21 protein-coding genes are annotated in these 26776 nt (G+C 61.9%); all 21 read right to left on the bottom strand.

The window, feature by feature from the left end:
• Positions 1 to 2: 2 nt before the first annotated feature.
• The 21 genes from E4P32_RS08380 to lysA all read right to left on the bottom strand — a co-directional run bounded on the left by E4P32_RS08380 (position 3) and on the right by lysA (position 26776).
• Positions 3 to 2390 carry a 3-hydroxyacyl-CoA dehydrogenase NAD-binding domain-containing protein gene (locus E4P32_RS08380; protein ID WP_116436903.1) on the bottom strand — a complete coding sequence of 796 codons (2388 nt, stop codon included), beginning with the start codon at positions 2388 to 2390 and terminating at the stop codon, positions 3 to 5.
• Between the two features lie 190 nt (positions 2391 to 2580).
• Complete coding sequence (locus E4P32_RS08375; protein ID WP_116436904.1) at positions 2581 to 4371, bottom strand: acyl-CoA dehydrogenase C-terminal domain-containing protein; 1791 nt, start codon at positions 4369 to 4371, stop codon at positions 2581 to 2583.
• Positions 4372 to 4412: 41 nt separating this feature from the next.
• Positions 4413 to 5117, bottom strand: a complete 705-nt coding sequence (locus E4P32_RS08370; RefSeq protein WP_116436905.1) for a TetR/AcrR family transcriptional regulator — start codon at positions 5115 to 5117, stop codon at positions 4413 to 4415.
• A 251-nt stretch (positions 5118 to 5368) separates the two neighbouring features.
• Positions 5369 to 5743 carry an RNA-binding S4 domain-containing protein gene (locus E4P32_RS08365; RefSeq protein ID WP_116436906.1) on the bottom strand — a complete coding sequence of 125 codons (375 nt, stop codon included), beginning with the start codon at positions 5741 to 5743 and terminating at the stop codon, positions 5369 to 5371.
• 151 nt (positions 5744 to 5894) lie between these two features.
• A complete protein-coding gene (locus E4P32_RS08360) occupies positions 5895 to 7070 on the bottom strand; it encodes an acetyl-CoA C-acetyltransferase (RefSeq protein ID WP_116436907.1) in 1176 nt (391 codons plus the stop codon).
• A 244-nt stretch (positions 7071 to 7314) separates the two neighbouring features.
• Positions 7315 to 8763, bottom strand: a complete 1449-nt coding sequence (locus E4P32_RS08355; protein ID WP_116436908.1) for a catalase — start codon at positions 8761 to 8763, stop codon at positions 7315 to 7317.
• Positions 8764 to 8997: 234 nt separating this feature from the next.
• A complete protein-coding gene (gene clsB, locus E4P32_RS08350; protein ID WP_116436909.1) occupies positions 8998 to 10161 on the bottom strand; it encodes a cardiolipin synthase ClsB in 1164 nt (387 codons plus the stop codon).
• 72 nt (positions 10162 to 10233) lie between these two features.
• The gene (locus E4P32_RS08345) at positions 10234 to 11028 is read right to left on the bottom strand and encodes an endonuclease/exonuclease/phosphatase family protein (protein ID WP_116436910.1); all 795 of its coding nucleotides are present in this window, start codon (positions 11026 to 11028) and stop codon (positions 10234 to 10236) included.
• 102 nt (positions 11029 to 11130) lie between these two features.
• The gene (nudB, locus tag E4P32_RS08340) at positions 11131 to 11619 is read right to left on the bottom strand and encodes a dihydroneopterin triphosphate diphosphatase (RefSeq protein WP_116436911.1); all 489 of its coding nucleotides are present in this window, start codon (positions 11617 to 11619) and stop codon (positions 11131 to 11133) included.
• Between the two features lie 60 nt (positions 11620 to 11679).
• Entirely contained in the window at positions 11680 to 12588 is a 909-nt protein-coding gene (locus tag E4P32_RS08335; RefSeq protein WP_116436912.1) for a LysR substrate-binding domain-containing protein, read from the bottom strand.
• Positions 12589 to 12652: 64 nt separating this feature from the next.
• Positions 12653 to 13912 (bottom strand): amidohydrolase family protein, encoded by a 1260-nt coding sequence (locus E4P32_RS08330; RefSeq protein WP_116436913.1) that lies wholly within the window; start codon positions 13910 to 13912, stop codon positions 12653 to 12655.
• Between the two features lie 34 nt (positions 13913 to 13946).
• A complete protein-coding gene (locus E4P32_RS08325) occupies positions 13947 to 15248 on the bottom strand; it encodes an MFS transporter (protein ID WP_116436914.1) in 1302 nt (433 codons plus the stop codon).
• Positions 15249 to 15505: 257 nt separating this feature from the next.
• Positions 15506 to 17311 (bottom strand): aspartate--tRNA ligase, encoded by a 1806-nt coding sequence (gene aspS, locus E4P32_RS08320; protein ID WP_116436915.1) that lies wholly within the window; start codon positions 17309 to 17311, stop codon positions 15506 to 15508.
• 138 nt (positions 17312 to 17449) lie between these two features.
• Positions 17450 to 18097 (bottom strand): DUF502 domain-containing protein, encoded by a 648-nt coding sequence (locus tag E4P32_RS08315; protein WP_116436916.1) that lies wholly within the window; start codon positions 18095 to 18097, stop codon positions 17450 to 17452.
• Positions 18098 to 18120: 23 nt separating this feature from the next.
• Positions 18121 to 18507, bottom strand: a complete 387-nt coding sequence (locus tag E4P32_RS08310; RefSeq protein WP_116436917.1) for an FmdB family zinc ribbon protein — start codon at positions 18505 to 18507, stop codon at positions 18121 to 18123.
• Positions 18508 to 18679: 172 nt separating this feature from the next.
• The gene (gene otsA, locus E4P32_RS08305; RefSeq protein ID WP_116436918.1) at positions 18680 to 20056 is read right to left on the bottom strand and encodes an alpha,alpha-trehalose-phosphate synthase (UDP-forming); all 1377 of its coding nucleotides are present in this window, start codon (positions 20054 to 20056) and stop codon (positions 18680 to 18682) included.
• 73 nt (positions 20057 to 20129) lie between these two features.
• Positions 20130 to 21983 carry a glycoside hydrolase family 15 protein gene (locus E4P32_RS08300; protein WP_116436919.1) on the bottom strand — a complete coding sequence of 618 codons (1854 nt, stop codon included), beginning with the start codon at positions 21981 to 21983 and terminating at the stop codon, positions 20130 to 20132.
• Between the two features lie 84 nt (positions 21984 to 22067).
• A complete protein-coding gene (otsB, locus tag E4P32_RS08295) occupies positions 22068 to 22811 on the bottom strand; it encodes a trehalose-phosphatase (RefSeq protein WP_116436920.1) in 744 nt (247 codons plus the stop codon).
• A gap of 243 nt (positions 22812 to 23054) precedes the next feature.
• Positions 23055 to 24506, bottom strand: coding sequence for a sodium:solute symporter family protein (locus E4P32_RS08290; protein ID WP_116436921.1), 1452 nt, complete (start codon positions 24504 to 24506; stop codon positions 23055 to 23057).
• 198 nt (positions 24507 to 24704) lie between these two features.
• The gene (locus tag E4P32_RS08285) at positions 24705 to 25448 is read right to left on the bottom strand and encodes a DNA-3-methyladenine glycosylase (protein ID WP_233526798.1); all 744 of its coding nucleotides are present in this window, start codon (positions 25446 to 25448) and stop codon (positions 24705 to 24707) included.
• 32 nt (positions 25449 to 25480) lie between these two features.
• On the bottom strand, positions 25481 to 26776 hold the full coding sequence (gene lysA, locus E4P32_RS08280) for a diaminopimelate decarboxylase (protein WP_116436923.1): 1296 nt from the start codon (positions 26774 to 26776) through the stop codon (positions 25481 to 25483).

Below are 26776 nucleotides of genomic sequence, written 5' to 3'. Positions count from 1 at the left end.
CACTAGTTGCGTACTGGTTTACCTGTTTGCATCATTCCCATGATTCGCTCTTGCGTCTTCGGATGGTTCAGCAGTTCCATGAACGCCTTGCGTTCCAGGTCCAGCAACCATTGCTCGTTGACCACGCTGCCTTCTTCGACTTCGCCGCCGCTGACGATCTCGGCGATCATCTGGCCCAGCTTGAAGTCATGGGCGGAGATGAAGCCGCCGTCGCGCATGTTGACCAGTTGCGCCATGATGGTGCCGACGCCGTAGCGGCCGACCACCGGCACTTGCGGCGCCAGCGCCGGACGGTAGCCGGCGTCGAACATCGCGCGCGCTTCGACCTTGGCCACGTGCAGCAATTCGTAAGGGTTGAAGACGATCACGTCATCCGCCTTGAGGTAGCCGAGCTTGCGTGCTTCCAGCGCCGATTTGGAGACGTTGGCGGTGGCCGCGGCCAGCATGTAGTCCTTGAGGAATTGCAGGATGTCGTTGCCCTTGGCTTCCTTGGCGGCGCGCACCGCCGCTTCTTTCAGACCGCCGCCGGCCGGGATCAGGCCGACGCCGACTTCCACCAGGCCGATATAGGATTCGATCGAAGCAACACGCTTGGCCGCGTGCAGCAGCAATTCGCAACCGCCGCCCAGCGCCAGGCCGGCAACCGCAGCGACGACCGGCACGTTGGCGTACTTGAGGCGCTGATGCGCCTGTTGCAAGTGATGCACGACCGGCTCGATGGCCTTGACGCCGCCCGACATGAACAGCGGCAGCATCGATTGCAGGTCGGCGCCGGCCGAGAACGCACCGCCTTCGGCTGCGTCCGCGTGCCAGATCACCAGGCCCTTGAAATTCTTTTCAGCTTCGTCGAGGGCCTTGTTGATGCCGTCGATAACGCCTTGACCGATGACGTGCATCTTGGTCTTGAAGGACAGGATCAGGACATCGTCGTTCTGATGCCAGATGCGGACCGAGTCGTCTTCGAAGAAGGTGGTGCCGGCAGTCTTGCCGTCGGCAGCGCCTTCGCCCACCAGCGGTGCGCGGAAGGCCTGGCGTTGATAGACCGGCAGTTCGGAACGCGCCACGTTGGTTTTCTTCGATGGCGAGTACGAACCTTGCGCGCTGTGCACGCCTTCACGACCATCGAACACCCAGGCCGGCAGCGGTGCTGTCGACAGCGCCTTGCCGGCGTCGATGTCTTCCTTGATCCAGGTGGCGACTTGCTGCCAGCCGGAAGCCTGCCATGTCTCGAACGGGCCGACGCTCCAGCCGAAGCCCCAGCGCATCGCGAAGTCGAGGTCGCGCGCGTTGTCGGCGACGGTTTCCAGATGCACGGCGATGTAGTGGAAGGCATCGCGGAAGATCGCCCACAGGAACTGCCCTTGCGGATTGGTCGAATCGTGCAGCGCCTTCATGCGCTTGACCGGATCTTTTTCTTTCAGGATGCGCGCGATGATGTCGTCGGCCTTGCCGCCGCCCGGGACGTAATCGCCCTTGGCCGGATCGATGCGCAGGATGTCCTTGCCGACCTTCTTGTAGAAACCGGCGCCGCTCTTCTGGCCCAGCGCGCCCTGCTCGACCAGCTTGGCCAGCAACGGCGGCGTCGCATACGACGAGAAGAACGGATCGTCCTTGAGGTTGTCCTGCATGGTCTTGATGACGTGACCCATGGTGTCCAGACCGACTACGTCCGCGGTGCGGAAGGTACCTGACTTGGCGCGGCCCAGCTTGGCGCCGGTCAGGTCATCGACGACGTCGACCGACAGGCCGTATTTTTCAGCTTCGATGGCGGTGGCCAGGATGCCGAACACGCCGACGCGGTTCGCCACGAAGTTGGGTGTATCGAACGCACGCACTACGCCCTTGCCCAGCGTAGTGGTCAGGAAGGCTTCGAGCTGGTTGAGGATTTCCGGATTGGTGGTCGCGGTCGGGATCAGTTCGACCAGGTGCATGTAGCGCGGCGGGTTGAAGAAGTGCACGCCGCAGAAGCGCGCTTTCAGTTCGGCGTCGAAGCCGTCCGACAACGCGGTGATCGACAGGCCGGACGTGTTGGAGGCGAAGATCGCGTTCGGCGCGATGTGCGGCGCGACTTTCTTGTACAGGTCGTGCTTCCAGTCCATGCGCTCGGCGATGGCTTCGATGATCAGGTCGCAGCCCTTGAGCAGTTCGATGTCGTCTTCGTAGTTGGCGACCTGGATCAGGGCGGCGTCGTCTTTGTTGGCGAGCGGCGCCGGGCTGAGTTTCTTCAGGTTTTCAATGGCGCGCTGGACGATGCCATTCTTTGGGCCTTCCTTGGCCGGCAGGTCGAACAGCACGACCGGCACTTTGGCGTTGATGCAGTGCGCTGCGATCTGGGCGCCCATCACACCCGCGCCGAGAACGGCTACTTTTTTGACGATGAAGTTGGACACGCGTGTCTCCTTTTAATGATGCAGAAATGAGGTCTGGCTGATCAGGAAGCAGGTCACAAAAACCGGATGGTCTGCGACACTCTACGCCTTCCCGCAATTTTTTACAGCATGCTGTGCTGTGATGACACTGGCGTGACGGCGAGGTTCGAAAAACTTGCCGGCCGTCACACTTGCAGCCTGGTGAAGATGCTTAGAACAGATCGGCGTCCAGCGCCATCAGGTTGGCCGAGCCCGAACGCGCCTGACGGATCAGGGTGGCGGTTTCAGGCAGCAGGCGCGCGAAGTAGAAGCGCGCCGTGGCCAGTTTGGACTTGTAGAAGTTGTCGCCGGAATCCTGCTTTTCCAGCGCGATCTTGGCCATTTGCGCGAAGAAATAGGCGTAGACCATATGGCCCACCACGCGCAGGTAAGGCACGGCGGCGGCGCCGACTTCATCCGGATTCTGGAAAGCCTTCATGCCGATTTCCATAGTCAGTTTGCTGACCTTGTCGCCGATGTCGGCCAGCGGCGAGATGAACTCGGACATGGCTTCGTCGGTGCCGTTGTCTTCGATGAAAGCCTGCACTTGCGCGCCGAACTTTTTCAATTTTGCGCCGTTGTCCATCAGGATCTTGCGGCCCAGCAAATCCAGCGACTGGATGGTGTTGGTGCCTTCATAGATCATGTTGATGCGGGCGTCGCGCACGTATTGCTCCATGCCCCATTCGGAGATGTAGCCGTGGCCGCCGTAGACCTGCAGGCACTCGGAAGTGGCGATCCAGGCGTTGTCGGTGATGAAGGCCTTGACGATCGGCGTCAGCAGTGCGACCTGGTCGGCGGCTTCCTTGCGGACTTCTTCATCGGGGTGATTCAACTCTTTGTCCAGTTGCAGCGCGACGTAGGAGCAGAATGCGCGGCCGCCTTCGGCATAAGCCTTGGCGGTCAGCAGCATGCGGCGCACGTCAGGATGCACGATGATCGGATCGGCGGCCTTGTCCGGCGCCTTGACGCCCGACAGGCTGCGCATCTGGATGCGATCCTTGGCGTAGACCAGCGCGTTCTGATACGCGACTTCGGTCAGGCCCAGGCCTTGCATGCCGACGCCCAGACGGGCGGCGTTCATGAACACGAACATCGCGTTCAAACCCTTGTGCGGTCCGCCGATCAGCCAGCCGACTGCGCCGTCCAGATTCATCTGACAGGTGGCGTTGCCGTGGATGCCCATCTTTTCTTCGATGGCGCCGCAGGCGATCGGGTTGCGCGAACCCAGCGAACCGTCGGCGTTGGGCATGAACTTCGGCACGATGAACAGCGAGATGCCCTTGGAACCTTGCGGCGCATCCGGCAGGCGCGCCAGCACCAGGTGGACGATGTTGTCGGACATGTCGTGCTCGCCGGCAGAAATAAAAATTTTGCTGCCGGTGATCTTGTAGGAACCGTCGGCTTGCGGCTCGGCCTTCGAGCGCAGCATGCCGAGGTCGGTGCCGCAGTGGGCTTCGGTCAGGCACATGGTGCCGGTCCATTCGCCGGAGATCAGCTTCGGCAGGTACAGCGCTTTTTGTTCGTCGGAGCCGTGCGCGTGGATGCACTCATACGCGCCGTGCGACAGGCCGGGATACATGGTCCAGGCCTGGTTCGACGAATTCAGCATTTCGTAGAACGAGTTGTTCATCACCAGCGGCAAACCCTGGCCGCCGAAATCAGGATCACAGGACAATGCTGCCCAGCCAGCTTCCACGTACTGCTTGTAGGCTTCCTTGTAGCCCTTGGGCGGGGTGACGGTCTTGGTTTCCTTGTTGTAGGTACAGCCTTCGCGGTCGCCCGAATGATTCAGCGGGAACAGCACCTGCGAGGTGAACTTGCCACCCTCTTCCAGCACCTGGTCGATCAGTTCGCGGTTGGTGTCGGCGTGCGCCGGCAAGGTCTTGAGGACGTCTTCTACCTTCAGCAGTTCGTGCAGAACGAATTGCATGTCGCGAAGGGGGGCGTTGTATTGGGGCATGGTTGTCTCCGGCGGAACTGATTGGAATAATTCTGACTAAATTAAGCTGCTTTTTTTGCAGGCGTTTTTGCGGTTTTGCTGCTGGCGGCCTTGGCGGACGCTGAAATCTGCGGCACTTGCGGGTTGCGGTAGCTGTCGATGAGGCGATTGAAACCGGCCTGCGCGCGCTCCACACTGCCCGGGATCTTGAGGAAACGCGCATCGTGATGCAGCGCCAGAATCAGGCCGTAGATTTCATAGACCATCTGCTCGACATTGATGTCGCTGCGCAGGTGGCCCATTTCCATCGATTGGTTGATGCAGCGGTGCAGCGCGTCGCGCCATGCCTGCACCATCGCCACCAGGTGGTCGCGGATGGCGCCGGGACGGTCGTCGTATTCGACCGCGCCGCTGATGTAGATGCAGCCCAGCGCGATTTCCACGCTGACCAGCTTGACCCAGCGCGCGAACATGCCTTGCAGGCGCTGCAGGCCGCGCGGTTCCTTGATGCTGGGATAGAAAACTTCCTGCTCGAAGCGATGGTGGTACAAGCGCACCACTTCGATCTGCAGGTCTTCGCGCGAGCCGAAATGGGCGAACACGCCGGATTTGCTCATCTTCATTTTTTCGGCGAGCAAACCGATGGTGAGGCCTTCCAGGCCGTCGCGGCTGGACAACTCCAAGGCCATGTCAAGAATCGCGGCGCGCGTGAGCTCGCCCTTGCGCATGAACTTCGGCCGTGTCACGGATGATGATGTCTCAATCATTGCTGTATCTCGAAAAACGCCAACGTGTGGGTCTGCTGCACCGGTGTTTATTGTTGTCTTCGGTTGTCTTCGGCCTACCAGGGCAGCGCAGAATTTTTTATGCGAACGGTCGTACTATTATTCATTGCATGACAAATGTCAAACGAAAAGTGAGGCCGTAGTCAAATTGCTGCGAGGGATGCACTGAAGCGCCGTCGGCGTTGGTGCTTGCGGGAGAGAAAGATCGCGATTTGTCGCGTAAAAGAGGGGATTCAGGACGAGGATTGATCGAGCAAACGCCGGTCGCGCTTGGTCGGGCGGCCCTTGAGCGTAGCGGTCGGTTCCTTGAAGAAATGGTGCTGCTCGGCAAGCAGGCGGCGCTTTTCGACGCTGGCGGCGGTTTCGCCATACAGGCCCTGCGCCACGGCGGCCGAACCGCGCTTGTCCGAGATGCCGCAGACTTGCACTTCCCATTCGGTGGCGCCGTTGTCGATCTGCAGCATGTCGCCGGTCTTGAGGTTATGCGAAGGCTTGGTGCGCTCGCCGCGCAGCTTCACCTTGCCGCGTTCGACGGCGTCGGTGGCCAGCGAACGCGTCTTGAAGAAGCGCGCCGCCCAGAGCCATTTGTCGATGCGGGTGGTGTCCATGTCGGTTCAGACTCAGCTCAGATTCAATGTAGATTCAATTCGGGTCAAAATGAAAATGCCGGCCTTGGGAGCTTCCGCAAGGCCGGCATGTTCTCCTGCCTATGTTGCACAGCGCGCCGGGTGACAAACCCGGCGGGTCAGTACTGATTGATTAACGCTCAACCGCCAGCGCCACACCCATGCCGCCGCCGATACACAAGCTGGCCAGACCGCGCTTGGCGTCGCGGCGGACCATTTCGTGCAGCAGCGTGACCAGCACGCGGCAACCTGACGCGCCGATCGGGTGACCGATCGCAATCGCGCCGCCGTTGACGTTGATCTTGCTGGTGTCCCAACCCATTTGCTTGTTGACGGCAATCGCCTGTGCCGCGAAGGCTTCGTTGATTTCCATCAGGTCGAGGTCTTGCGGGCTCCAGCCGGCCTTCTTCAAGGTCAGTTGCGACGCCGGCACCGGGCCCATGCCCATGATGCTTGGATCGAGACCGGCCGAGGAATACGACTTGATCTTGGCCAGCACCGGCAGGCCGAGTTCCGCTGCCAGCTTGGCCGACATCAGGACCACTGCAGCCGCGCCGTCATTGATGCCCGATGCGTTGCCGGCGGTGACGGTGCCTTCCTTGTCGAACGCAGGACGCAGCGCGCCCAGCGCTTCGGCGGTGACGCCCGGCTTGACGAATTCGTCGGTGTCGAAAACGATGGTTTCCTTCTTGTTCTTGATTTCGATCGGGACGATTTCATCCTTGAACTTGCCGGCCTTTTGCGCAGCTTCGGCCTTGTTCTGCGAAGCGGCGGCGAACTCGTCCTGCTCCTTGCGCGAAATGTCGTATTTCTTGGCGACGTTTTCAGCGGTGATGCCCATGTGGTACTGGTTGTAGACGTCCCACAGGCCGTCCACGATCATGGTGTCGGTCAGCTTGGCGTCGCCCATGCGGAAACCGTCGCGCGAGTTGTTCAGCACGTGCGGCGAAGCGCTCATGTTTTCCTGGCCGCCGGCGATGACGATCTGCGCGTCGCCGCACTTGATCGCCTGCGCAGCCAGCTGTACGGCCTTGAGGCCGCTGCCACAGACCTTGCCGACCACGAAGGCCGGGACCATGTCAGGCAGGCCCGAGCGGATCACCGCCTGGCGCGCCGGATTCTGGCCGACGCCGGCTGTCAGCACCTGGCCGAGGATGACTTCGCTGATGCTTTCCGGCTTGATGCCGGTCTTTGCCAGCAAGGCCTTGATGACTTGCGCGCCGAGATCCGAGGCGGCGATTTTCGACAAGGAACCGCCGAATTTACCGACCGCTGTTCTCTGTGCTGCAACAATAACGACGTCATCCATGTTTCACTCCTTTTGTTGAATTACCGAAGTCTTTCCGGGGGTGGACTGACTTGCTTGTTGAAATCCGGGACGTCCATCTTAGTCCATTTCAAGAGCAATGGCGATACGGTGGATTTTCGGTATGAACGTCGCAAATATTCAAATTTATTTGTCTATGAAAAAACGCCGCCGTCCTTGCGGAACAGCGGCGTTTTTCGATGCCGGGACTACGTTCCGGCGAGTATGGCGAACAGTAAGGCCCGGCTTACTTGCTGCCGGCCTTGAGCGCCGCAATCGCTTTCGCCACGCCCGCGCCGTAGGCCGGATCAGCCTTGGTGCAATTGTCGATATGGCGTTGCACGACTGGTTCCGAAGCGCCGTTGATGGCGCGTGCGGTGTTCTCGAACAGGACCTGCTGCTGGGCCGGCGTCATCAGCTGGAACAAGGCGCGCGGCTGCGAGTAGTAATCCTCGTCGACGCGGTGGTTCCAGTGATCGGCGGCGCCTTCGATGGCCAGCGGCGGCTCGCGGAAGTCGGGCTGCTCCTGCCATTGGCCGTAGCTGTTCGGCTCGTAGCCCAGGGTCGCGCCATGGTTGCCATCGACGCGCATGGCGCCGTCGCGGTGCGACGTATGGACCGGGCAGCGCGCCGCATTGACCGGGATCTGGTAGTGATTCACGCCAAGACGGTAACGGTGCGCGTCGCCGTACGAGAACAAACGGCCTTGCAGCATCTTGTCCGGCGAGAAGCCCACACCCGGCACCACGTTGGCCGGCGAGAAGGCGGCCTGTTCGACTTCGGCGAAGTAGTTTTCCGGATTGCGGTTCAGTTCCAGCACGCCGACTTCGATTTCCGGATAGTCCTTGTGCGGCCACACCTTGGTCAGGTCGAACGGGTTGAGGTGGTAAGAACCGGCTTCCTTCTCGGGCATGATCTGCACGAACAGCTTCCAGCGCGGGAAGTCCTTGTTCTCGATGGAGTCGAACAGGTCGCGCTGCGAACTTTCGCGGTCATGACCGACCAGCTCGGTGGCTTCGGCGTCGGTCAGGTTCTGGATGCCTTGCTGGGTCTTGAAGGCAAACTTGACCCAGAAGCGCTCATTGGCGGCGTTGATGAAGCTGAACGTATGGCTGCCGAAACCGTGCATGTGGCGATACGAGCGCGGCAGGCCGCGGTCGCTCATAACGATGGTGACCTGATGGAGTGCTTCCGGCAGCAAGGTCCAGTAGTCCCAGTTGTTGTTGGCGCTGCGCAGGTTGGTCTTGGGATCGCGCTTGACGGCGCGATTCAGGTCCGGGAATTTGTGCGGGTCGCGCATGAAGAACACCGGCGTGTTGTTGCCGACCAGATCCCAGTTGCCTTGCTCGGTATAGAACTTGATGGCGAAGCCGCGGATGTCGCGCTCGGCATCGGCCGCACCGCGCTCGCCGGCGACGGTCGAGAAGCGCAGGAACAGGTCGGTTTTCTTGCCGACTTCGGAGAAGATCTTGGCCTTGGTGTATTTGGTGATGTCGTGCGTCACGGTGAAGGTGCCGTAGGCGGCCGAACCCTTGGCGTGCATGCGGCGCTCGGGAATGACTTCACGGTCGAAGTGGGCCAGCTTTTCGAGGAACCAGACGTCTTGCAGCAGGGCCGGACCGCGTGGGCCTGCAGTTTGGATGTTGTTGTTGTCGGCGACCGGGGCGCCGGCGGAGGTGGTTAACTTGTTGCTCATGTCACATCCCTTTAAAAATCTAGGTTAGAAGACCCGCATCTGTACCTGCATGATGACGGTGCTGCATGAACTTTAATGAAATTTATTGATATTGAGAAATTGATTGTCTTTATTGATGGAATAGGAATTCCGTTCATGCCGGCAACCTCGCGCATTTAACCGCATGCGCCGGCAAAAACGAAAGTGCATTATGACCCAGCCTTGTGTAAAGGCAATGACATACCGCAGGAAGAGTCAGGCGTCCTGCCCCAGCGTGATGACGCGAATGAGGCCGCGATACATCAGGAAGGCGGTGCCGTACCAGAGCCGCTTGTACCAAGGCGAATGGAGGAAGTCCTGCAGCTGCACCAGGCGTCCCTCGCTGAGGCCGATTTCGATCTCGGTGCGCAGCGTGGCGGCGAAGGCTATGTCGCTGACGACAACATTGGCTTCCTGGTTCACGAACAGGCTGAGGCCGTCGTAATTGCTGGAGCCGACCGTGGCCCATTCATCGTCGATCACCGCGACCTTGGCGTGCAGCTGGGTCTTGGTGTATTCGACGATGCGCACGCCGGCCTTGAGCAGTTTCGGATAGAAGGAATGCGCTACCGCATCCTGCAGGTAAAACTGCCCGACGCCCAGCAACAGCGTTACGCGCACGCCGCGTGAGGCGGCTTCTTCCAGTGCGCGGCGCAGCTTGCGGCCGGGCGCAAAATAGGGGTTGGCGAGGAATGCCGTTTCGCGTGCACGACCGAGCGCTTGCAGATAGGCGCGCTGGATGGTGCGGCGGTTGCGCAGGTTGTCGCGCACCACCAGCCCGGCCAGCGCCTGACCCGGCTCGGTGCCGTGCTGGGTATAACGCCCCATCTTGAAACGATCCCAGCGCGCGCGCAGCTTCATCTTGCCGATGCGTATCCACTGGTCCAGCATTTCCCGATGGATCGCCTCCACCAGCGGGCCGCTGATGCGCACCGCAAAATCCCAGCGCGGCGCCGGCAAGGGCACACGGCGCGCATCGTCGGAAAAGAAATCGTCGTTGATATTGAGGCCGCCCGCGAACGCCCATTTGCGATCCACCACGCACAGCTTGCGGTGGCTGCGCGCGACGCCGCGTTTGAACCAGGGATTGAACGAGCGATGCTGGACGCCGGCGGCGGTCAGCGTGGCCTTGAGCTGCTTGCTCTCGACCCGGCCGGTGCCGATCCAGTCGGTGATGACGCTGACCACGACGCCGCGTTTGGCGGCACGGATCAAGGCGTCGTGCACCAGGATGCCGGTGTCGTCAAGGCTGAAGATATAGGTTTCGAGATAGAGTTCGACGTGGGCCTCGTCGATGGCGGCAATCAGCGCCGGAAAGAACTCCGCGCCGCAACGCAGCAGCTCGACATGGTTGTCGCCGCTATAACTGATTACGCGCATGCCGCGTCCGCGCGAGTGCGGAAATCGAAAAGGAAAGCAGTCAAGTGGAGGCTGACGGAAGTTGAACTGCCGTCATTTTAAGCGCAAGGTGCTGACAATGGGAGCGTGATCCGACAGGTTCGCCCACAGGCCGCCGCGCATCACTTCCGCCGATTCGACTTCAAAACCGCGCAGGTAGATGCGGTCCAGCCGCAGCATCGGCATCGAGGCCGGGAAGGTACGCGCCGGCTGGATCACCGGCCGCATGCCGCCGAGCTTGCGCAGGTAGCCCATGAGGCCGTGCGCGGAGCCGTGCTGTTCGAACACTTCGCTGACGCCAAGGCGGATGCGCAGGAATTCGCTGAGCTTGTTGCCCCAGTCGTTGAAGTCGCCGGCGATGATGATGGGCGCGTCCGGTGGCGACGAGGCGCGCACCGCTTCGATCAGTGCCGCGGTCTGGCGACGGCGACCGTTCGCAAACAAGCCGAGATGGATGACGTAGCAATGCACCGGGACGCTTTCGATCTCGACCACGCAATGCAGGATGCCGCGCGATTCGTAGGCGTGGTCGGAGACATCCTGATTGCGTGCCGACGCAATCGCGAAGCGCGACAGCAGCGCATTGCCATGATGACCATGGTCGTACACCGCGTTCACGCCGTAAGCGGCGTGATGCGATTCTCCCGCCAGGTATTCATGTTGGGACTGCGTTGGCCACAGGGCGGCGTGACGCAGCGCGATACGGTCGTGGCGTCCCTGCACTTCCTGCAGGAACACCAGGTCGGCGTCGAGTTGCGCCAGCGCCTGCTTGAGCGCATGGATGCGCGGGCGTCCGCTGAAGGAGGTGACCCCCTTGTGGATGTTGTAAGTGGCTATGCGTAACTTCATACGATCGGCAAAACCTCTTGGTTATTTCAATTGAACTGCGTCAAATGTAACTGTATGCAAATGGACCTGCAGCCATCGACCGCACGGGTGCGCGTCGAGGACTTACATGTAATGCGGCAGCTGCAGGATCGCTTCGGCGTTCGACGGTGAAAAACACTGGTCGGCCGCAGCACGGTAAGGCAGCCACTGGAAGCGCGTATGCTCGCGCGGCGCCAGCGTGACCGGAATCCCTTGCGGCACCAGCAAACCGAACACATGCTCGATGTTGCGGGTCACGCCGGGCGCATAGCGATGGCGCCAGACCGGATAGATTTCGTAATCGTTCGACAACTTCCAGTCGCTCAGATGATCGCACGGAACACGATTGGCGGCTGTCGGCGAAACACTGATTTCGTCGCTAATCACAATCCCCGTTTCTTCACCGACTTCGCGTTGCGCGGTCAGCATCAGGGGCTCGTCCAGCGTGTCCCTGGAGCCGGTGACCGACTGCCAGTAACCGGCCTTGTCGGTGCGCTCGATCAGCAGCACATCCAGCGCTGCGGTGTAGATGACGACCAGGACGGACTCGGGGATTTTAAAGGGACGGTTCATTTCTCTTGAGCAGGTGACAAGTTGCCAACGCCCATTGTATCCGCATCGCCCGCCGCGCGATCAGTCTGCCGCTGCTGCCGCGCTCTCCTCGACCAGCCAGTTGCGGAAGCTGCGCGCCGCCGCGTGCTCGATGCGGTCGCGCGGCCACACCGCGTAGTAGCCGCCGCCGAGGCTGGCGCTGGCCTCACAGGCGCGCACCAGCAAGCCCTCGTGCATGCAGGCATCGATCATGTGACGCCAGGCCAGCACGATGCCGTGGCCTTCCATCGCCAGTTGCAGCAGGATGGGATATTGATTGGAGAGGATCTGATGCTCGATGCGGGCGTCGCCGAGATCGTTCTGCGCCATCCAGTTTTGCCAGGACATCCACTGGCGCTGGCCGTCTTCCTGCATCAGCAGGGTTTCCTGCAGCAAGTCGCGCGGTTCCAGCGTGCGTCCCGCGAGATAGGCCGGGGAACACACCGGGAACACTTCTTCGTCATACAGCCGGCGCGCCGCCAACCCGGACGGCGGTCCGTCGCGCAGGAAGTAGATGCCCATGTCGAAATCGGTTTCCGACAAAGCCGCAAGGCTGTCGTTGACCAGCAGGCGCAGATGGCATTCCGGCTGCAGCGCACGGAAACGCGCCAGCCGCGGCGTCAGCCACAGCACCGCGACGCCGGAAGAACAGGCCACCGTCAGTTCGCTGTGACCCTTGCGTTTCATGATGTCTTCGGTGACTTCGGCGCAGCCGACCAGCAGGCGCTGCACCTCTTCGGCATAGCGCTGCCCGCTGACGGTCAGGCGCAGCGCGCGCGGTTCGCGGATGAACAGTTTCTTGCCGAGGAAACGCTCCAGCTGCGCAATCTGGCGGCTGATGGCGCTTTGCGTCAGATGCAGTTCCGCCGCCGCGCGCGTGAAGCTGCTATGCCGCATGGCAGCTTCAAACGCGATCAGCGAAGGTAGAGGAGGAAGTGGAGAAATACGCATGATGGCAGCCCGTGTTGAACAACTCAGAGCTCCATCATAGAGCGAAAAACATGCCCGCCTGGATTCAACGCGTGTTGAGCGTACGGAGTGTGCTGCGATGCACATAACCGCCCTGCATCACCAGCGACAGGTGCTCGCCCTGCCCCGCCAGCAACTGGATGTCGTCCAGCGGATTGCCGTCGACCACGATCAGGTCGGCGCGTGCACCTGCACGCACGGTGCCCAGTTCGCCGTCGCGTTGCAATATGGCGGCGGCAATCGAGGTGGCCGAGCGGATTGCTTCCAGGTTGCCGAGAATCTCGGCGCGGATGACGAATTCCTGCGACTGGTCCTGATGCATCTCACCCAGCAGGTCGGAGCCGAAGCCCATCTGCACGCCGTGCTCGGCGTAAATCTTCAGCGAGTCGCGGCCGGCCTGGCGCACCGATTCGATCTTGGCGACCGAATCCATCGGCAAACCGAGACGCGCACCGTCGCGCGCCAGCGAGTCGTAGGTCACCAGCGTCGGCACCACGAACGCGCCATGCTCGTGCATCACGCGCGCAGCATCGGCATCCACCAGGTTGCCGTGCTCGATCGTGCGCACGCCGCAACGCACTGCGCGCGAAATCGCCCGGCCGGTGTAGGCATGCGCCATCACGTAGGTCTGTGCGGCCTCGGCTTCAGCCACGATGGCGCGGATTTCGTCTTCACTGTATTGCGTATTGCCGATCGGATCGGTGGGCGAAGCGACGCCGCCGGAGGCCATGATCTTGATCTGCGTCGCGCCCTTCTGGATCTCTTCACGCGCAGCCAGCCGCACGGCGTCGACGCCGTCGGCCACGCGCGCAATCGCGCCGGCACGGAAGGCGCAGGAGCATGGCTCCAGCACATCCGAACGCGGGCGGAAGTCGCCATGCCCGCCGGTCTGCGACAGAGCTTTTCCCGAAGGGAAGATCCGCGGTCCCGGCACCAGCCCGATGGCGATGGCTTGCGCCAGTCCCCAGTCGGCGCCGCCGGCATCGCGCACGGTCGTGAAGCCGCGGTTGAGCATCGCTTCGACGATCGGCAAGGCGCGGATCGAGGTCAGCGAACCCGGTTGCAAGGCATTCGCGCCCAAGTTCGCCAGCGAGGCCAGCACATGCACGTGGCAATCGATCAGGCCGGGCATCACCGTCTTGCCGGTCACATTGATGCGCTGCATATCGGAGGCATTCGGCGCATCGATAGGCGTCGCAGAGACGTCGATGATGCGGTCGTTTTCAATCAGGACATCGTGGCGAAGCAGCAGGCTGCCATGCGCCGGGTCGAGGACGTTGCCGCCCTGCAGGAGAATCTTGGTCATGGAAAAATAAAATCTGAAAATTGAAATCTGGAAATTAAGCGCGTTGCAAATACGCAGGTTCGCGCACGAAGCGTGTACCCACCAGGCTGATGGCGGCGGCGATCATCACGTAAAACGCCGGCGCCATGGTGCTGCCGGTGGCGGCGATCAGGCCGGTGATGATGAAAGAAGCGAAGCCGCCGAAAATCGTCACCGCCAGGTTGTAGGCCACCGACAAGCCGGTCGACAGCACCTTGGCCGGGAACAGTTCGGAGAATGCCGCCAGGATCGGACCGGTATAGGTAGCGATCAGGATGCCGAACACCAGTTGGAAAATCAGCAGCGAGCCGAGGCCGGGCGCATGGTTGATGTAAGCGAACATCGGATACGCCAGCAGCAGGATCAGCAGCGCGGCGCCCGACAGCAGGCCGCGACGGCCGTAGCGATCGGCGATACGGCCCACCACCGGTGCGAACACCATGATGCACAGACCGCCCACCATGCCGGCGATGAAGCCGGTCGACTGCGGCAGCTTCAACACCTTGATCGAATAGGTCGGCATGTAGAACAGCAGCACGTAAGTACAGACCGTCCACAGGATCACCATCGAGAAGCTCGCGGTGGTTTCACGCGGATAGTTGCGGATGATTTCCTTGAGCGGTGAATCGGTCTTGTCCTTGGCTTCGAGGAAGGCCGGTGTTTCATCGAGGTGATGGCGGATGTAATAGCCGACCGGGCCGATGATGATGCCCAGCAGGAACGGCAGGCGCCAACCCCAGCTCGCCAGCGCTTCCGGGCTCAGGCTGCTGGTGACATAGGTGCCGACCGCAGCGCCCAGCAACACGGCCACGCCGATGCTGGCCTGGATCCAGCTGGAGTAGAAAGCGCGTTCCTTGACCGGTGCATATTCGGTCAGGAATGCGGTGGCGCTGCCCATTTCGCCGCCGGCCGAGAAGCCCTGCAGCAGGCGCGCCACCACGATGATCAGCGGTGCGAACAGGCCGATCTGTTCATAGGTCGGCGCGATGCCGATCAGCGTGGTGCCGGCCGCCATCAACAGGATGGTCAGCGACAGCGCCGCCTTGCGGCCGACGCGATCGGCGTAGATGCCGAGCAAAATGCCGCCGACCGGACGCATGAAGAAGCCGACGCCGAAAGTCGCGACCGCCAGCAGCAGCGAAGTCAGCTCGTTACCGGTCGGGAAGAACAGCTTGGCGATGATGACGGCAAAGAAACTGTAGACGGTGAAATCGAACCATTCAAGGCCGTTGCCGATGACGGTGGCGATGATGGCGCGGCGGCGCTGGTCGTTGCTGACGACAACCGGCGGCGCGGCGTAGGCGGTATTGGCTTGCATGGTCTCTCCCCTTGATGGATATGCGTCCGATGATAGGACCAGCAAGAAGCAAGCCGGAAATGATATCTGCGCATGTCGCCATGCTTGCAGCGCATGCATGCGGAAAAGATTTATACCGGATCGTTGCTGCAGTAGTGAATAGCGCGAAACCATGCGCCCATGAAAAAAGGCGCAATGCATTGCTGCACGCGCCTTCTTTCGACTTGCCCGTCCGCGCGGATCAGGCGCGGACGATGTGACTATGTTGCTTGCTACCCTTACGCCTTGATTGCCGGCTCTGCATTGCGCAGACGGATGTGCAGTTCGCGCAGTTGCTTCTCGTCGACCGCCGACGGTGCTTGCGTCAACAGATCTTGCGCGCGCTGGGTCTTCGGGAAAGCGATCACGTCGCGGATCGACTCGGCGCCGGCCATCATCGTGACCAGGCGATCCAGGCCGAAGGCGATGCCGCCGTGCGGAGGCGCGCCGTATTGCAACGCGTCCAGCAGGAAGCCGAACTTCAGGCGTGCTTCTTCGTCGTTGATCTTCAGGGCGCGGAACACCTTGCTTTGCACTTCGGCGCGGTGGATACGGACCGAACCGCCGCCCATTTCCCAACCGTTCAGCACCAGGTCATAGGCCTTGGCGATGGCGGCTGCCGGATTGGTCGAGATGAAATCTTCGTGACCATCCTTGGGCGAGGTGAACGGGTGATGCAGGGCGACCCAGCGCTGGTTGTCTTCGTCGTATTCGAACATCGGGAAGTCAACCACCCACAGCGGACGCCAGGCGTCGTCGAGCAGGCCGTTCTTCTTGCCGAAATCGCTGTGACCGATCTTCACGCGCAGCGCGCCGATCGCATCGTTGACGACCTTGATCTTGTCGGCGCCGAAGAAAATCAGGTCGCCGTCTTGCGCGCCGGTCTTCTCGACGATGGCGGCCAGGGCGGCGTCATGCAGGTTCTTGACGATCGGCGATTGCAGGCCGTCGCGGCCCTTGGCCTTTTCATTGACCTTGATGTATGCCAGACCCTTGGCGCCGTAGATGGCGACGAACTGGGTGTAGGCGTCGATTTCCGAACGCGGCATTTCGGCGCCGCCCGGAATGCGCAGGCCGACCACGCGGCCGCCTTCGCTATTGGCTGCACCGGAGAAGACCTTGAACTCGACATCCTTCATGACATCGGTCAGTTCGGTGAATTCCAGCTTGACGCGCATGTCCGGCTTGTCCGAACCGTACATGCCCATCGCCGTGGCGAAGTCCATGACCGGGAACGGATCCGGCAGGTCGATATCGAGCACGTTCTTGAAGACCAGGCGGATCATGCCTTCGAACAGATCGCGGATTTCCTGTTCGTTCATGAACGAGGTTTCGCAGTCGATCTGGGTGAATTCAGGCTGACGGTCGGCGCGCAGATCTTCGTCGCGGAAGCACTTGGTGATCTGGTAGTAACGGTCGAAGTTGGCGACCATCAGCAGTTGCTTGAACAGCTGCGGCGATTGCGGCAACGCGAAGAATTCGCCGGCGTTCACGCGCGACGGCACCAGGTAGTCGCGTGCGCCTTCCGGGGTCGACTTGGTCAGCATCGGCGTTTCGATATCGATGAAGCCTTGCGCGTCGAGGAACTTGCGCACTTCCATCGCGACCTTGTAGCGCAGGCGCAGGTTGTTTTGCATTTGCGGACGGCGCAGGTCCAGCACGCGGTGCGTCAGGCGGGTGGTTTCCGACAGGTTGTCGTCGTCCAGCTGGAACGGCGGCGTGACCGATGGGTTCAGCACTTCCAGTTCGTGCGCCAGCACTTCGATCTTGCCCGACTTCAGGTTGCTGTTGCCGGTGCCGTCAGGACGGTTGCGCACGATGCCGGTGATGCGCAGGCAGAATTCGTTGCGCACGGCTTCGGCGTTCTTGAACACGTCGACGCGATCAGGATCGCAGACGACTTGCACCAGGCCTTCACGGTCGCGCAGGTCGATGAAGATCACGCCGCCGTGGTCGCGACGACGATGCACCCAGCCGCACAGGCTGACGGTTTGGCCGAGCAATGCCTCAGTGGTGAGGCCGCAGTATTGAGTTCGCATGGACATATTCAGGTTCCGTTATTCCGTTTTCAGTTTCGTTTGATTCAGTATTTTTGCTTCTTGGCTTCTTGTGTTCTGTGCTGCTGGCGGGCGAAGGCGGGGCAGAACAGCGCTGTCAATTCTTGCGGAGCGCTGAACGCCCCTTCAATTATGATTCGCCGCGTCGGCGGCGATGTCGGTGATGATCTTCTTGTCGGCTTGCATTTCCGGCGCCACCACGCCCATCGAGACGATGTACTTGAGCGCTTCGTCGACGCTCATGTCCAGCTCGATGGTGTCGGCGCGCGGCACCATCAGGAAAAATCCCGAGGTCGGATTCGGCGTGGTCGGCACGTACAGGCTGACGTAGTCGACGCCTTGCAGGTGGTTCTTCACTTCACCGCCGGGGATGCCGGTCAGGAAAGCGATGGTCCACGAACCCTGGCGCGGATACTGCACCAGCACCGCCTTGCGGAAGGCGTTGCCGGACGACGAGAACAGCGTGTCGGACACTTGCTTGACGCTGGAGTAGATCGACTTGACCACCGGGATGCGGGTCAGCAGGCCTTCCCACAGCGACACCACCTGGCGGCCGATGAAGTTGCGCGTGGCCAGGCCGGTGAGGAAGATGATCAGCAGCGTCAGGATGGTGCCTAGGCCTGGAATGCGGAAACCGACCAGCGCTTCCGGCCGCCAGCTTACGGGCAGCAGCAGCAGCGACTGATCCATGGTGCCGATGATCAGGTTGAGCACCCACAGCGTAATTGCCAGGGGGACCAGAATCAGCAGGCCGGTGATGAAGTATTTGCGCATGGGGTGGCTTTTCGCGGTGGCGCTCAGGAAGCGCTTGGGGTGCTGGGTGCCTTGGGAGCACTCGGGGCTGCAGCAGCTGGCGCCGCCGCCGGGGCGGCAGGAGCCGGGGCTGGAGCAGGAGCGGCGGCAGGCGCGGCAGAACCTGCACCGGCTTCGCCCGACGCCGGCGCTTCGCTGGCAGGCAGAGCGGTGCCGGTAGCGCCGGTGCTGTTGGCGACGCCGCTGCCATTGCCGCGGAAATCGGTCACATACCAGCCCGAGCCCTTGAGCTGGAATCCGGCGGCGGTCAGTTGTTTGCGAAAGCCATCCTTGCCGCAGGACGGACAGACGGTCAAAGCGTCGTCAGACATCTTCTGCAGCACATCTTTGGCAAAACCACACACTTCGCAGCGATACGCGTAAATCGGCATGAATTACTCCGGCAAAAATCGTCCAAAACCCTGAATTATAAAGGTTTTTCAGCCGTTTTTACGAGTCCGCTGCGTGCGGGCGGCGCAACACAGGCCTCACAGGCCCGCGCGGACTGCCGGGGAGCAACAAAACCGCTCGATTATTTGCCGTATTCGCTACAAAAGAGAATTTTCAACGGGATTGTTCCAATGTATCAAGGAAACTGTTGCACCACCAGTGCACGTCGTACTTGCGTATCGTTGCCAGCAAGGCGGCGTGACGTTGCTTGCGTTCTTCCAGCGGCATCTGCAAGGCGTGCTGGATGGCTTCGGCGGTGCCATGCGTGTCGTACGGGTTGACCAGCAAGGCTTCCTTCATCTGCTCGGCGGCGCCGGCGAAACGCGACAGCACCAGCACACCGGGATCCTCCTCGTCCTGGGCCGCGACGAATTCCTTGGCGACCAGGTTCATGCCGTCGCGTAGCGGTGTCACCAGCGCCACCGCGCAGGCGCGATACAAACCCGGCAGGCGTTTGCGCGCGACGGTGCGGTGCATGTAGCGGATCGGCATCCATTCGAAGTCGCCATAGTCGCCGTTGATGGCGCCGCACAGGCTTTCCAGCTCGCGCTGGATGTCGGCGTAGGCATCAACGTCTTCACGGCTCGGCGAGGCCACCTGCAGCAGCGTGGCGCTGTGGCGGTTTTCCGGATAGTGCTGCAACAGCTCGCGGAAGGCGCGGATGCGATGTGGCAAGCCCTTGGAGTAATCGAGCCGGTCGACGCCGATCAGCAGGCGTCGCCGCGAATATTCCTTGCGCGTGTTCTCGAAGGTCTCGCGCGCCTCGCGTGCCCGGCCGAGACGCTGGAAATCGTCGACGTCGATGCCGATCGGGAAGGCCTTGGCCTGCACCGTGCTGTTGAAGGCGCGGAACTGGCTCGCACCGACGGTCTCGGCAGTGGCCTCCGCTTTGACGTAGTTCGAAAAATGCTGCAGATCCGCTTCCGTCTGAAAGCCCACCAGGTCATAGGCAAACAACGCCCGCATCAGCCATTCATGCGAAGGAATCGCCGCCAGGATTTGCGGCGGCGGCAGCGGGATGTGCAGGAAAAAACCGATGCGGTTACCGCAGCCCATGGCGCGCAATTCGGCGGCCAGCGGAATCAGGTGATAGTCGTGGATCCAGATCAGGTCATCAGGCTTGAGCAGCGGCATCAGCTTGCGCGCGAACAGCTGGTTGACGCGGCGATAGCCACCCAGATGGCCTGATTCGAAATGCGCCAGGTCGAGGCGGTAGTGGAATACCGGCCACAGCACGCCGTTGGCGTAGCCGCGATAGTAGGCGTCGTGATCTTCGGCGCACAGGTCGAGTTCGGCCAGCGTCACCGGCCCGGCCTGGTTGATGTGCAGTGCGCCTTCGCCGGGAGTGCCGTCTTCGACCACCTTGCCGCTCCAGCCGAACCACAGGCCGCCGGTGCGTTTGAGGGTTTCGCCAAGCGCCACCGCCAGTCCCCCGGCCGCCGGCTTGCGCGGATCTGCGAGACGATTAGAAACTACGACGAGGCGAGACATGGCGAAACTCCTTTGTTGTTGTGTAGGTGAAAATTGCGGTTCTGATGTTGTTGAGCGTGGCTGAAGCAAGCGTTTAAATGACGCTCTCCCATGATGCGGACAGTCGCATCGCGCAGTTGATGATCCCGACCATCGAATAGGTCTGCGGGAAGTTGCCCCACATCTGGCCGGTGACCGGATGCGTGTCTTCCGACAGCAGGCCGACGTGGTTGCGCGCCGCCAGCATGGCTTCGAAAATCTCGCGCGCCTGTTCCTTGCGGCCGATGCGCGCGAGCGCGTCGATGCGCCAGAAGGTGCAGATGTTGAAGGCGGTTTCGGGCCGGCCGAAATCGTCGGGCGCTTCGTAGCGGCGCATGTAGGGGCCGTCGCACAGGTATTTTTCCAGCGCGTCGACGGTGGCAATGAAGCGCTTGTCGGTCGGCGCGATCAGGCCGACTTCGACCATCAGCAAGACGCTGGCGTCGAGGTCGCGGCCGCCGAAACTTTCGGCATAGGTCTGGCGCTCCTCGTTCCAGGCTTCGGTCAGGATGCGCTTGCCGATCATCTCGGCGCGCTCATGCCAGTAGCGTGCGCGCTCGTCGAGTTCAAGCCGCGAGGCGATCTTGCCGAGGCGGTCGCAGGCGGCCCAGCTCATCAGCGCCGACGAGGTATGGATGCGCGAACGCGTGCGCAACTCCCACATGCCGGCATCAGGGCGGTCGTACATTTCAAAGGCGCGTTCGCCCACTGCTTCCAGGTGCTTGAACTGCTCAGCGCCGGCGCGATGATGCAGCCGCGCATCGTGGAAAGCCTGCGCCGCGCCGAGGATGATGTTGCCGTAGACGTCGTGCTGGAAATGCTCGTAAGCCTGGTTGCCGACGCGCACCGGGGCGTGATGGCGATAGCCCGGCAAATGGTCGAGGATCTGTTCCGGCAGCGCCTCTTCAAGGCCGATGCCGTACAGCGGCTGCACGTGGCCACCGGCCGACCGCACCACCACGTTGGTGAGCCAGCGCAAATAGTCTTCCATGGTGCCGAGTTCGGAAATGCTGTTGAGCGCGCGCACTACGAAGAAGGCGTCGCGTAGCCAGCAGTAGCGATAGTCCCAGTTGCGCGCGCTGCCCGGCGCTTCCGGCACGCTGGTGGTCATGGCGGCGATGATGGCGCCGGTGTCTTCATACACCGACATCTTGAGCGTGATGGCGGCGCGGATCACGGCGGCCTGCCACTCCAGCGGCGTGGCCAGGCTGCGGCTCCAGTTGCGCCAGTAGGTGACGGTTTCCTGCTCGAAGCTGCGTGCGGTGTCGCCGATGCCGCCGGTCAGCGTTTCATCGGGACCGAGCAGGAAGTTGAACGGCCGGCTGATCACGAACGCCGTCTCGTCGAGCAGGTAGCTGATCGGCGCATCGGTGTTCAGGCGCAGCGTCATCTCGGAACCGACGTAGCGCACGTGATTGCTGCCGCGCGTGATCTTGGGCACTTCGCGACCCCAGTCGAAACGCGGTCGCAGCTGTACGCGCAAACGCGGCGCCCCGTTGAGCGGCAGCACGCGGCGCACCAGCATCTGCGGGCGGAAGAACCGTCCGCGACTGGCAAAGCGCGGCGCAAAGTCGGTGATCTCGACGCCCTGCCCCAGCGTGTCGTACAGACGCGTTTTCAGCACGGCGGTATTCGGCTCGTACCACTGCTCGCTGTGCGAAAAATTCTCCAGCTCGAAACTCCACAGGCTGCCGCTCTCGCCCGGATCAAGCAAGGCGTTGAACACCGGGTCGCCGTCGAAGCGCGGCAGGCAGCACCACACCACGCGGCCGAGCTTGTCGATCAGCGCGCTGTAGGAACAGTTGCCGACAACGCCGAGGTCGAGGGAAGAAGTGGAAGGCCGGTCGCCGTCATTGCTGACGCCGGTGGAGGTGTCGTTGCTGGGGGTATCGATGGATGACGTGCTCATGCTGCCTTTCCTCTCTTTACTTTTTTTGTTGTCGCCGGAGCGGTGAAATCACTTGCTGGTTTTCATTTCAGAATGGCGCCGGTGTCAGACCCGCGGTGCAACCCGCAGCGCCTGCTCCAGCCATTGATGCAAGGCGGCCGGATTGTCCAGGCGCATCTGCGCCCGGCTCTCGCCTTCGCCGATCTTGATGCCAAGTCCGCCGCCCAGGGTCTGCACCCAGTTGAAACCGGCTTCATCGGTGACGTCGTCGCCGACGAATACCGGACGGCGTCCGGTGAACGGCGCTTCCCGCATGAACGCCGCAATGGCGTCGCCTTTATCGGCCAGCGCCGCCTTGGCTTCGACCACCATCTTGCCGCGCAGGACGCTGAAGCCCGGTACGTGGGCGACCGCGTAATTCATCGCTTCGATACAGGCCTGTTCCAGATGCGGCGCCTTGCGGTAATGCAGCGCCAGCGCACCGCGCTTGGGTTCCAGCAGCAAGCCGGGATGACGCGCGACGAACGGCGCGAGCCGCTCCATCAGTTCATCGGTGGAGGGCGCGGCAAGTTGCACCAGCCGCCCGGAGGCATCGCGGCGCTCAAGGCCGTGCACGCCGGCGGCAGGCAGGCGCAGCGGCGCCAGGTAGTGGTCGAGCTGCGCCACCGGCCGGCCGCTGACGACCGCCAGCGCACCGTTCGCGCGTGTTTGGAGCTGCTGCAGCATCTCGATCAGGTCCGGCGCCGGGACCACGCTGTCAGGCTCGGGAGCCAGATTCACCAGGGTGCCGTCGAAGTCGAGAAACAATGCATCAGCGGAAAAATCGTATTCATGAGTTTGCAGAGACATGCTCAATGAGGTCGATTTAATAGTGATTAGTTCCAATTGGTTTTTCGACAACAACTTTCCGCGAGCACAAGAAAACGGCCGAATTCAGCAAGGAAGAAATGCGAGGCGAACGGTCGTGATGACCATTGCAAAACAGAAGGGAAGCGTACGAGGAAGGTAGAGGGAAGGTGGTGCGCCCCCTGAGCGATCCGCAGAAAATGCGAATCGCGCAGGGAAGAAAGTCAGGACGAGATCAGTCGGTGCTCACTCAGCGCTGAGTGCGCCCGCAGCCGGCGCCTGCGGAATCGGCGCCACCAGTTGCGGCAGCAGCGAACCGAACACCATGCCGCCCACGCTCATCAGCAGACCGGCCAGTTGCGGCGGCCACAGGCCTTCCGGCGCGACGTATTCGAGCGTGATCCAGGTCGTCAGGCCGAGGATCATGGCGGCCAGGGCGCCCTGGCGCGTGGCGCGCTTCCAGTACACGCCGAAGGCCAGCGGCACGAAGGCGGCAACCAGCGTCACCTTGTAGGCATTTTCGACCATCTGGTAAATGCTCGACTGGCTGTTCAACGCCAGCACCGTCACAGCGATCGTGAACAGCAACACCACCGCGCGCATCGAGAACAGGAATTCCTTGTCGCTCTTCCAGGGGCGGATTTCCTTGATGATGTTTTCGGTGAAGGTCACCGACGGCGCCAGCAGCGTGGCGCTGGCGCAGCTCTTGATCGCTGACAGCAGCGCGCCGAAGAACATCACCTGGGCGAACACCGGCATTTTTTCCATGATCAGGGTCGGCAGCACCAGCTGCGAATCGGTCTCGAGCAGGCGCGCCACCATGGCCGGATCGATCAGCGTGGCCGAATACGCCAGGAAGATCGGGATGAACACGAAGCCGAAATAAATCACGCCGCCGAGGATGGAGGCGTTGCGCGCGATCTTCTCGGTCTTGGACGACATCACGCGCTGGAACACGTCCTGCTGCGGGATCGATCCCAGCATCATGGTGATCCACGCGGCAAAGAACCACATCACCTCCCTGAGCGAGGGTGAGGGCCAGAAATTGAATTTGCCGGCATCGGCCGCATGCTGGATAACGACACCGGGGCCGCCGACCATGCCGGAGACTTCCCAGCCGATGTACAGCATGCCGACCACCACGATGATCATTTGCAGGAAGTCGGTGATCGCCACCGCCCACATGCCGCCCATGAGCGTATAGACCAGCACGCTGGCGGCGCCGATGATCATGCCCGCCTGCATCGTGATGTAGCCGCCCGAGACGACGTTGAAGACCAGGCCGAGCGCCTTGATCTGCGCCGCCACCCAGCCGAGGTAGGAAATCACGATGCAGATCGTCACCAGCATTTCAGCGGCGCGGCCAAAACGTTTTTTGTAGTAGTCGCCGATGGTCAGCAGGTTCATGCGGTACAGCGGCCGGGCGAAGAACACGCCCACCAGGATCAGGCACAGCGAGGAACCAAAGGGGTCAGCCACGATGCCGCCCAGGCCTTCCTTGAGGAAGGTCGAGGACACGCCCAGCACCGCTTCAGAGCCGAACCAGGTGGCGAACACCGTCGCCGTCACCACCGACATCGGCAAGGCCCGGCCGGCAATCGCGAAATCCTTGCCGCTCTTGACGTACCTGCTTGCGTAAAGACCGATACCGACTGAAATCACCCAATAAAGTATGACGAACCAGATCAGGGCATTCATGCATGTTCCTTACGCAAAAGGGGCTGAAAAAGGGCTGAAAAACGACAGGGACGACAGGCGAAAACGCGCATTATAGCGGCATTACGGCGGGTTTTTGCCGTCCTGACAGCAGCGTGTCAGCAAATTTCGCGCCACGAGCGGCCGGCACGAAAAGAAGGATTATTGAGTTCCGGCAAGCCGGCAGACCGCCCTCGGAGATCAGCCCGGGACGGGAATGACGCCACGGGGGAATTCCTGCACGGCCGCCGGCTTACCGTCGCGATCGACCCAGCGATAATCCGCAGGTGCACTCTGCCCCTTGCGCAAGGGATTGCGCGTGCAATGGCGGGCGTAAGCAGGGTCGACGAAACGGTAAGGGAGATGCTCGTCGCGGCCGGCCGGGATGCCCAGCCGCGTGGTCTCGATCAGGGTCGGCGGCGCTTCGCCGACGTCATCGACAAAGAACTCGGCAGGATCGAAGGCGCCGGCATCCCAGTCGGGCACGCGCAAGGCCAGCGATTTGCACAGCAAGGTCTGACCTGCGCAGAGCCGGCTAAGGGAGCGAGCGCCGCCCTGCGCATCGGGATTTTCCGCCTGCATCACCGCCAGCGCGGCGGGACCGGCGATCGGGTCGATCCAGGGATAGGCTGATTTGATCAGGACGGCATTGCCCGGACCGGCGGCGCTGAAGTTGAGCGAATCGCCGCCGCGCGCGTAGTACATGTAGATGGTGCCGCCCTCCATGAACAGGGCGCGGCGTTTGTGGGTGTAGCCCAGCGAGGCATGGCTGCCTCGCTCGTCCAGACAATAGGCTTCAGTTTCGATGATGCGCGCCGAGAGCCACTGGTTTTTCCAGCGCCGCCGCAGGACCTTGCCGATCAGGGCGCGCGCCAGTGCGGGGCTGTCCTGGTTGAAGAACGCCGCCTCCAGCATGGTGAACCGGGCCGCGTCAGCTGTAGTCATGCGACCCATGCGCGTGCCCGGCGGCGGCGCTATCAGCCGGCGATAGATTCCAGCGCGAACAGGTCGGCCGGATTTTCACGCTTGCGGATCAGGTGCACCTGGTGGCCGTCCACCAGTACTTCGGCGGCGCGGCCGCGCGTGTTGTAGTTGGAGGCCATGGTCATGCCGTAGGCGCCGGCCGACATCAGCGCCAGCAGGTCGCCCGGCGCAATCGCCAGTTCGCGGCTGCGCGCCAGCCAGTCGCCGGATTCGCATACCGGACCGACGACGTCATAGGTCTTGGCGGCGTCCTGACGCTGTTGCACCACTTGCACGCCATGCCAGGCTTCGTACAGGGCCGGACGCATCAGGTCGTTCATGGCGGCGTCGACCACGGCGAAATTCTTGCTCTCGCCGTGCTTCAGGTATTGCACTTCGGTCACCAGCACGCCGGCGTTGCCGACGATGGAGCGGCCCGGTTCAAACATGACCTTGATCGCACGGCCGGCGTATTTTTCCTTGCGCCAGCCATCGACGCGGGCGAACAGACGGCCCAGGTAGTCCCCCACCGGAACAGGTTGTTCGTCGTCATAAGTGATGCCGATGCCGCCGCCGATGTCGAGGTGGTGGATGGCGATGCCTTCCGATTCGAGCTGGTCGATCAGTTCGATCACCTTGTCGAGCGCTTCCAGCAACGGCGCGTCGTCGAGCAATTGCGAGCCGATGTGGCAGTCGATGCCGACCACTTCAATATTGGGCAGCGCGGCAGCGTCGCGGTAGCAGGCCAGCGCGTCTTCATAGGCGACGCCGAACTTGTTTTCCTTGAGGCCGGTGGAGATATACGGATGGGTCTTGGCGTCGACGTTGGGATTGACGCGCAGCGAGATGCGCGCGCGCTTGCCGGCTTCGCCCGCGACTTCGTTGAGGCGATGCACTTCGGGAATCGACTCGACGTTGAAGCACAGGATGTCGTGTTGCAGCGCCAGGCGCATTTCATCGCGGCCCTTGCCCACGCCCGAGAAGATCACCTTGCGCGGATCTCCGCCGGCGGCAATCACGCGCAGCAGTTCGCCGCCCGAGACGATGTCGAAGCCCGAACCGAGCTTGCCCAGCACGTTGAGCACGGCAAGGTTGGAGTTCGATTTGACCGAATAGCAGACCAGCGCGCCGCCATTGTCGGCATCTTCAGTGCGGCCGGCTTTCTTGCAGGCATCGGCATAAGCGGAGTAATTGGCGGTCAGCGCTGCCTTGGAATAGACGTAAAGCGGCGAACCAAACTGCTTGGCCAATGCGTTCAAGGGCAGGTTTTCGGCATGCAGGACGCCGTCGCGGTAAGAAAAATGGGACAT

Origin of the sequence: Herbaspirillum sp. 3R11, from assembly GCF_004563925.1 — a bacterium.
Taxonomy (GTDB): Bacteria; Pseudomonadota; Gammaproteobacteria; order Burkholderiales; family Burkholderiaceae_D; genus Herbaspirillum.
The sequence above is the reverse complement of the archived record's forward strand: the minus strand, read 5'-3'. Positions and strand labels throughout refer to the sequence as shown.

What these genes read in the sequence shown, in the direction of transcription:
- E4P32_RS08375 (WP_116436904.1), bottom strand. Translation starts at nt 4,371, where the DNA reads ATGCCCCAATACAACGCCCCCCTTCGCGACATGCAATTCGTTCTGCAC.
- E4P32_RS08370 (WP_116436905.1), bottom strand. Translation starts at nt 5,117, where the DNA reads ATGATTGAGACATCATCATCCGTGACACGGCCGAAGTTCATGCGCAAG.
- E4P32_RS08365 (WP_116436906.1), bottom strand. Translation starts at nt 5,743, where the DNA reads ATGGACACCACCCGCATCGACAAATGGCTCTGGGCGGCGCGCTTCTTC.
- E4P32_RS08360 (WP_116436907.1), bottom strand. Translation starts at nt 7,070, where the DNA reads ATGGATGACGTCGTTATTGTTGCAGCACAGAGAACAGCGGTCGGTAAA.
- E4P32_RS08355 (WP_116436908.1), bottom strand. Translation starts at nt 8,763, where the DNA reads ATGAGCAACAAGTTAACCACCTCCGCCGGCGCCCCGGTCGCCGACAAC.
- clsB (WP_116436909.1), bottom strand. Translation starts at nt 10,161, where the DNA reads ATGCGCGTAATCAGTTATAGCGGCGACAACCATGTCGAGCTGCTGCGT.
- E4P32_RS08345 (WP_116436910.1), bottom strand. Translation starts at nt 11,028, where the DNA reads ATGAAGTTACGCATAGCCACTTACAACATCCACAAGGGGGTCACCTCC.
- nudB (WP_116436911.1), bottom strand. Translation starts at nt 11,619, where the DNA reads ATGAACCGTCCCTTTAAAATCCCCGAGTCCGTCCTGGTCGTCATCTAC.
- E4P32_RS08335 (WP_116436912.1), bottom strand. Translation starts at nt 12,588, where the DNA reads ATGCGTATTTCTCCACTTCCTCCTCTACCTTCGCTGATCGCGTTTGAA.
- E4P32_RS08330 (WP_116436913.1), bottom strand. Translation starts at nt 13,912, where the DNA reads ATGACCAAGATTCTCCTGCAGGGCGGCAACGTCCTCGACCCGGCGCAT.
- E4P32_RS08325 (WP_116436914.1), bottom strand. Translation starts at nt 15,248, where the DNA reads ATGCAAGCCAATACCGCCTACGCCGCGCCGCCGGTTGTCGTCAGCAAC.
- aspS (WP_116436915.1), bottom strand. Translation starts at nt 17,311, where the DNA reads ATGTCCATGCGAACTCAATACTGCGGCCTCACCACTGAGGCATTGCTC.
- E4P32_RS08315 (WP_116436916.1), bottom strand. Translation starts at nt 18,097, where the DNA reads ATGCGCAAATACTTCATCACCGGCCTGCTGATTCTGGTCCCCCTGGCA.
- E4P32_RS08310 (WP_116436917.1), bottom strand. Translation starts at nt 18,507, where the DNA reads ATGCCGATTTACGCGTATCGCTGCGAAGTGTGTGGTTTTGCCAAAGAT.
- otsA (WP_116436918.1), bottom strand. Translation starts at nt 20,056, where the DNA reads ATGTCTCGCCTCGTCGTAGTTTCTAATCGTCTCGCAGATCCGCGCAAG.
- E4P32_RS08300 (WP_116436919.1), bottom strand. Translation starts at nt 21,983, where the DNA reads ATGAGCACGTCATCCATCGATACCCCCAGCAACGACACCTCCACCGGC.
- otsB (WP_116436920.1), bottom strand. Translation starts at nt 22,811, where the DNA reads ATGTCTCTGCAAACTCATGAATACGATTTTTCCGCTGATGCATTGTTT.
- E4P32_RS08290 (WP_116436921.1), bottom strand. Translation starts at nt 24,506, where the DNA reads ATGAATGCCCTGATCTGGTTCGTCATACTTTATTGGGTGATTTCAGTC.
- E4P32_RS08285 (WP_233526798.1), bottom strand. Translation starts at nt 25,448, where the DNA reads ATGACTACAGCTGACGCGGCCCGGTTCACCATGCTGGAGGCGGCGTTC.
- lysA (WP_116436923.1), bottom strand. Translation starts at nt 26,776, where the DNA reads ATGTCCCATTTTTCTTACCGCGACGGCGTCCTGCATGCCGAAAACCTG.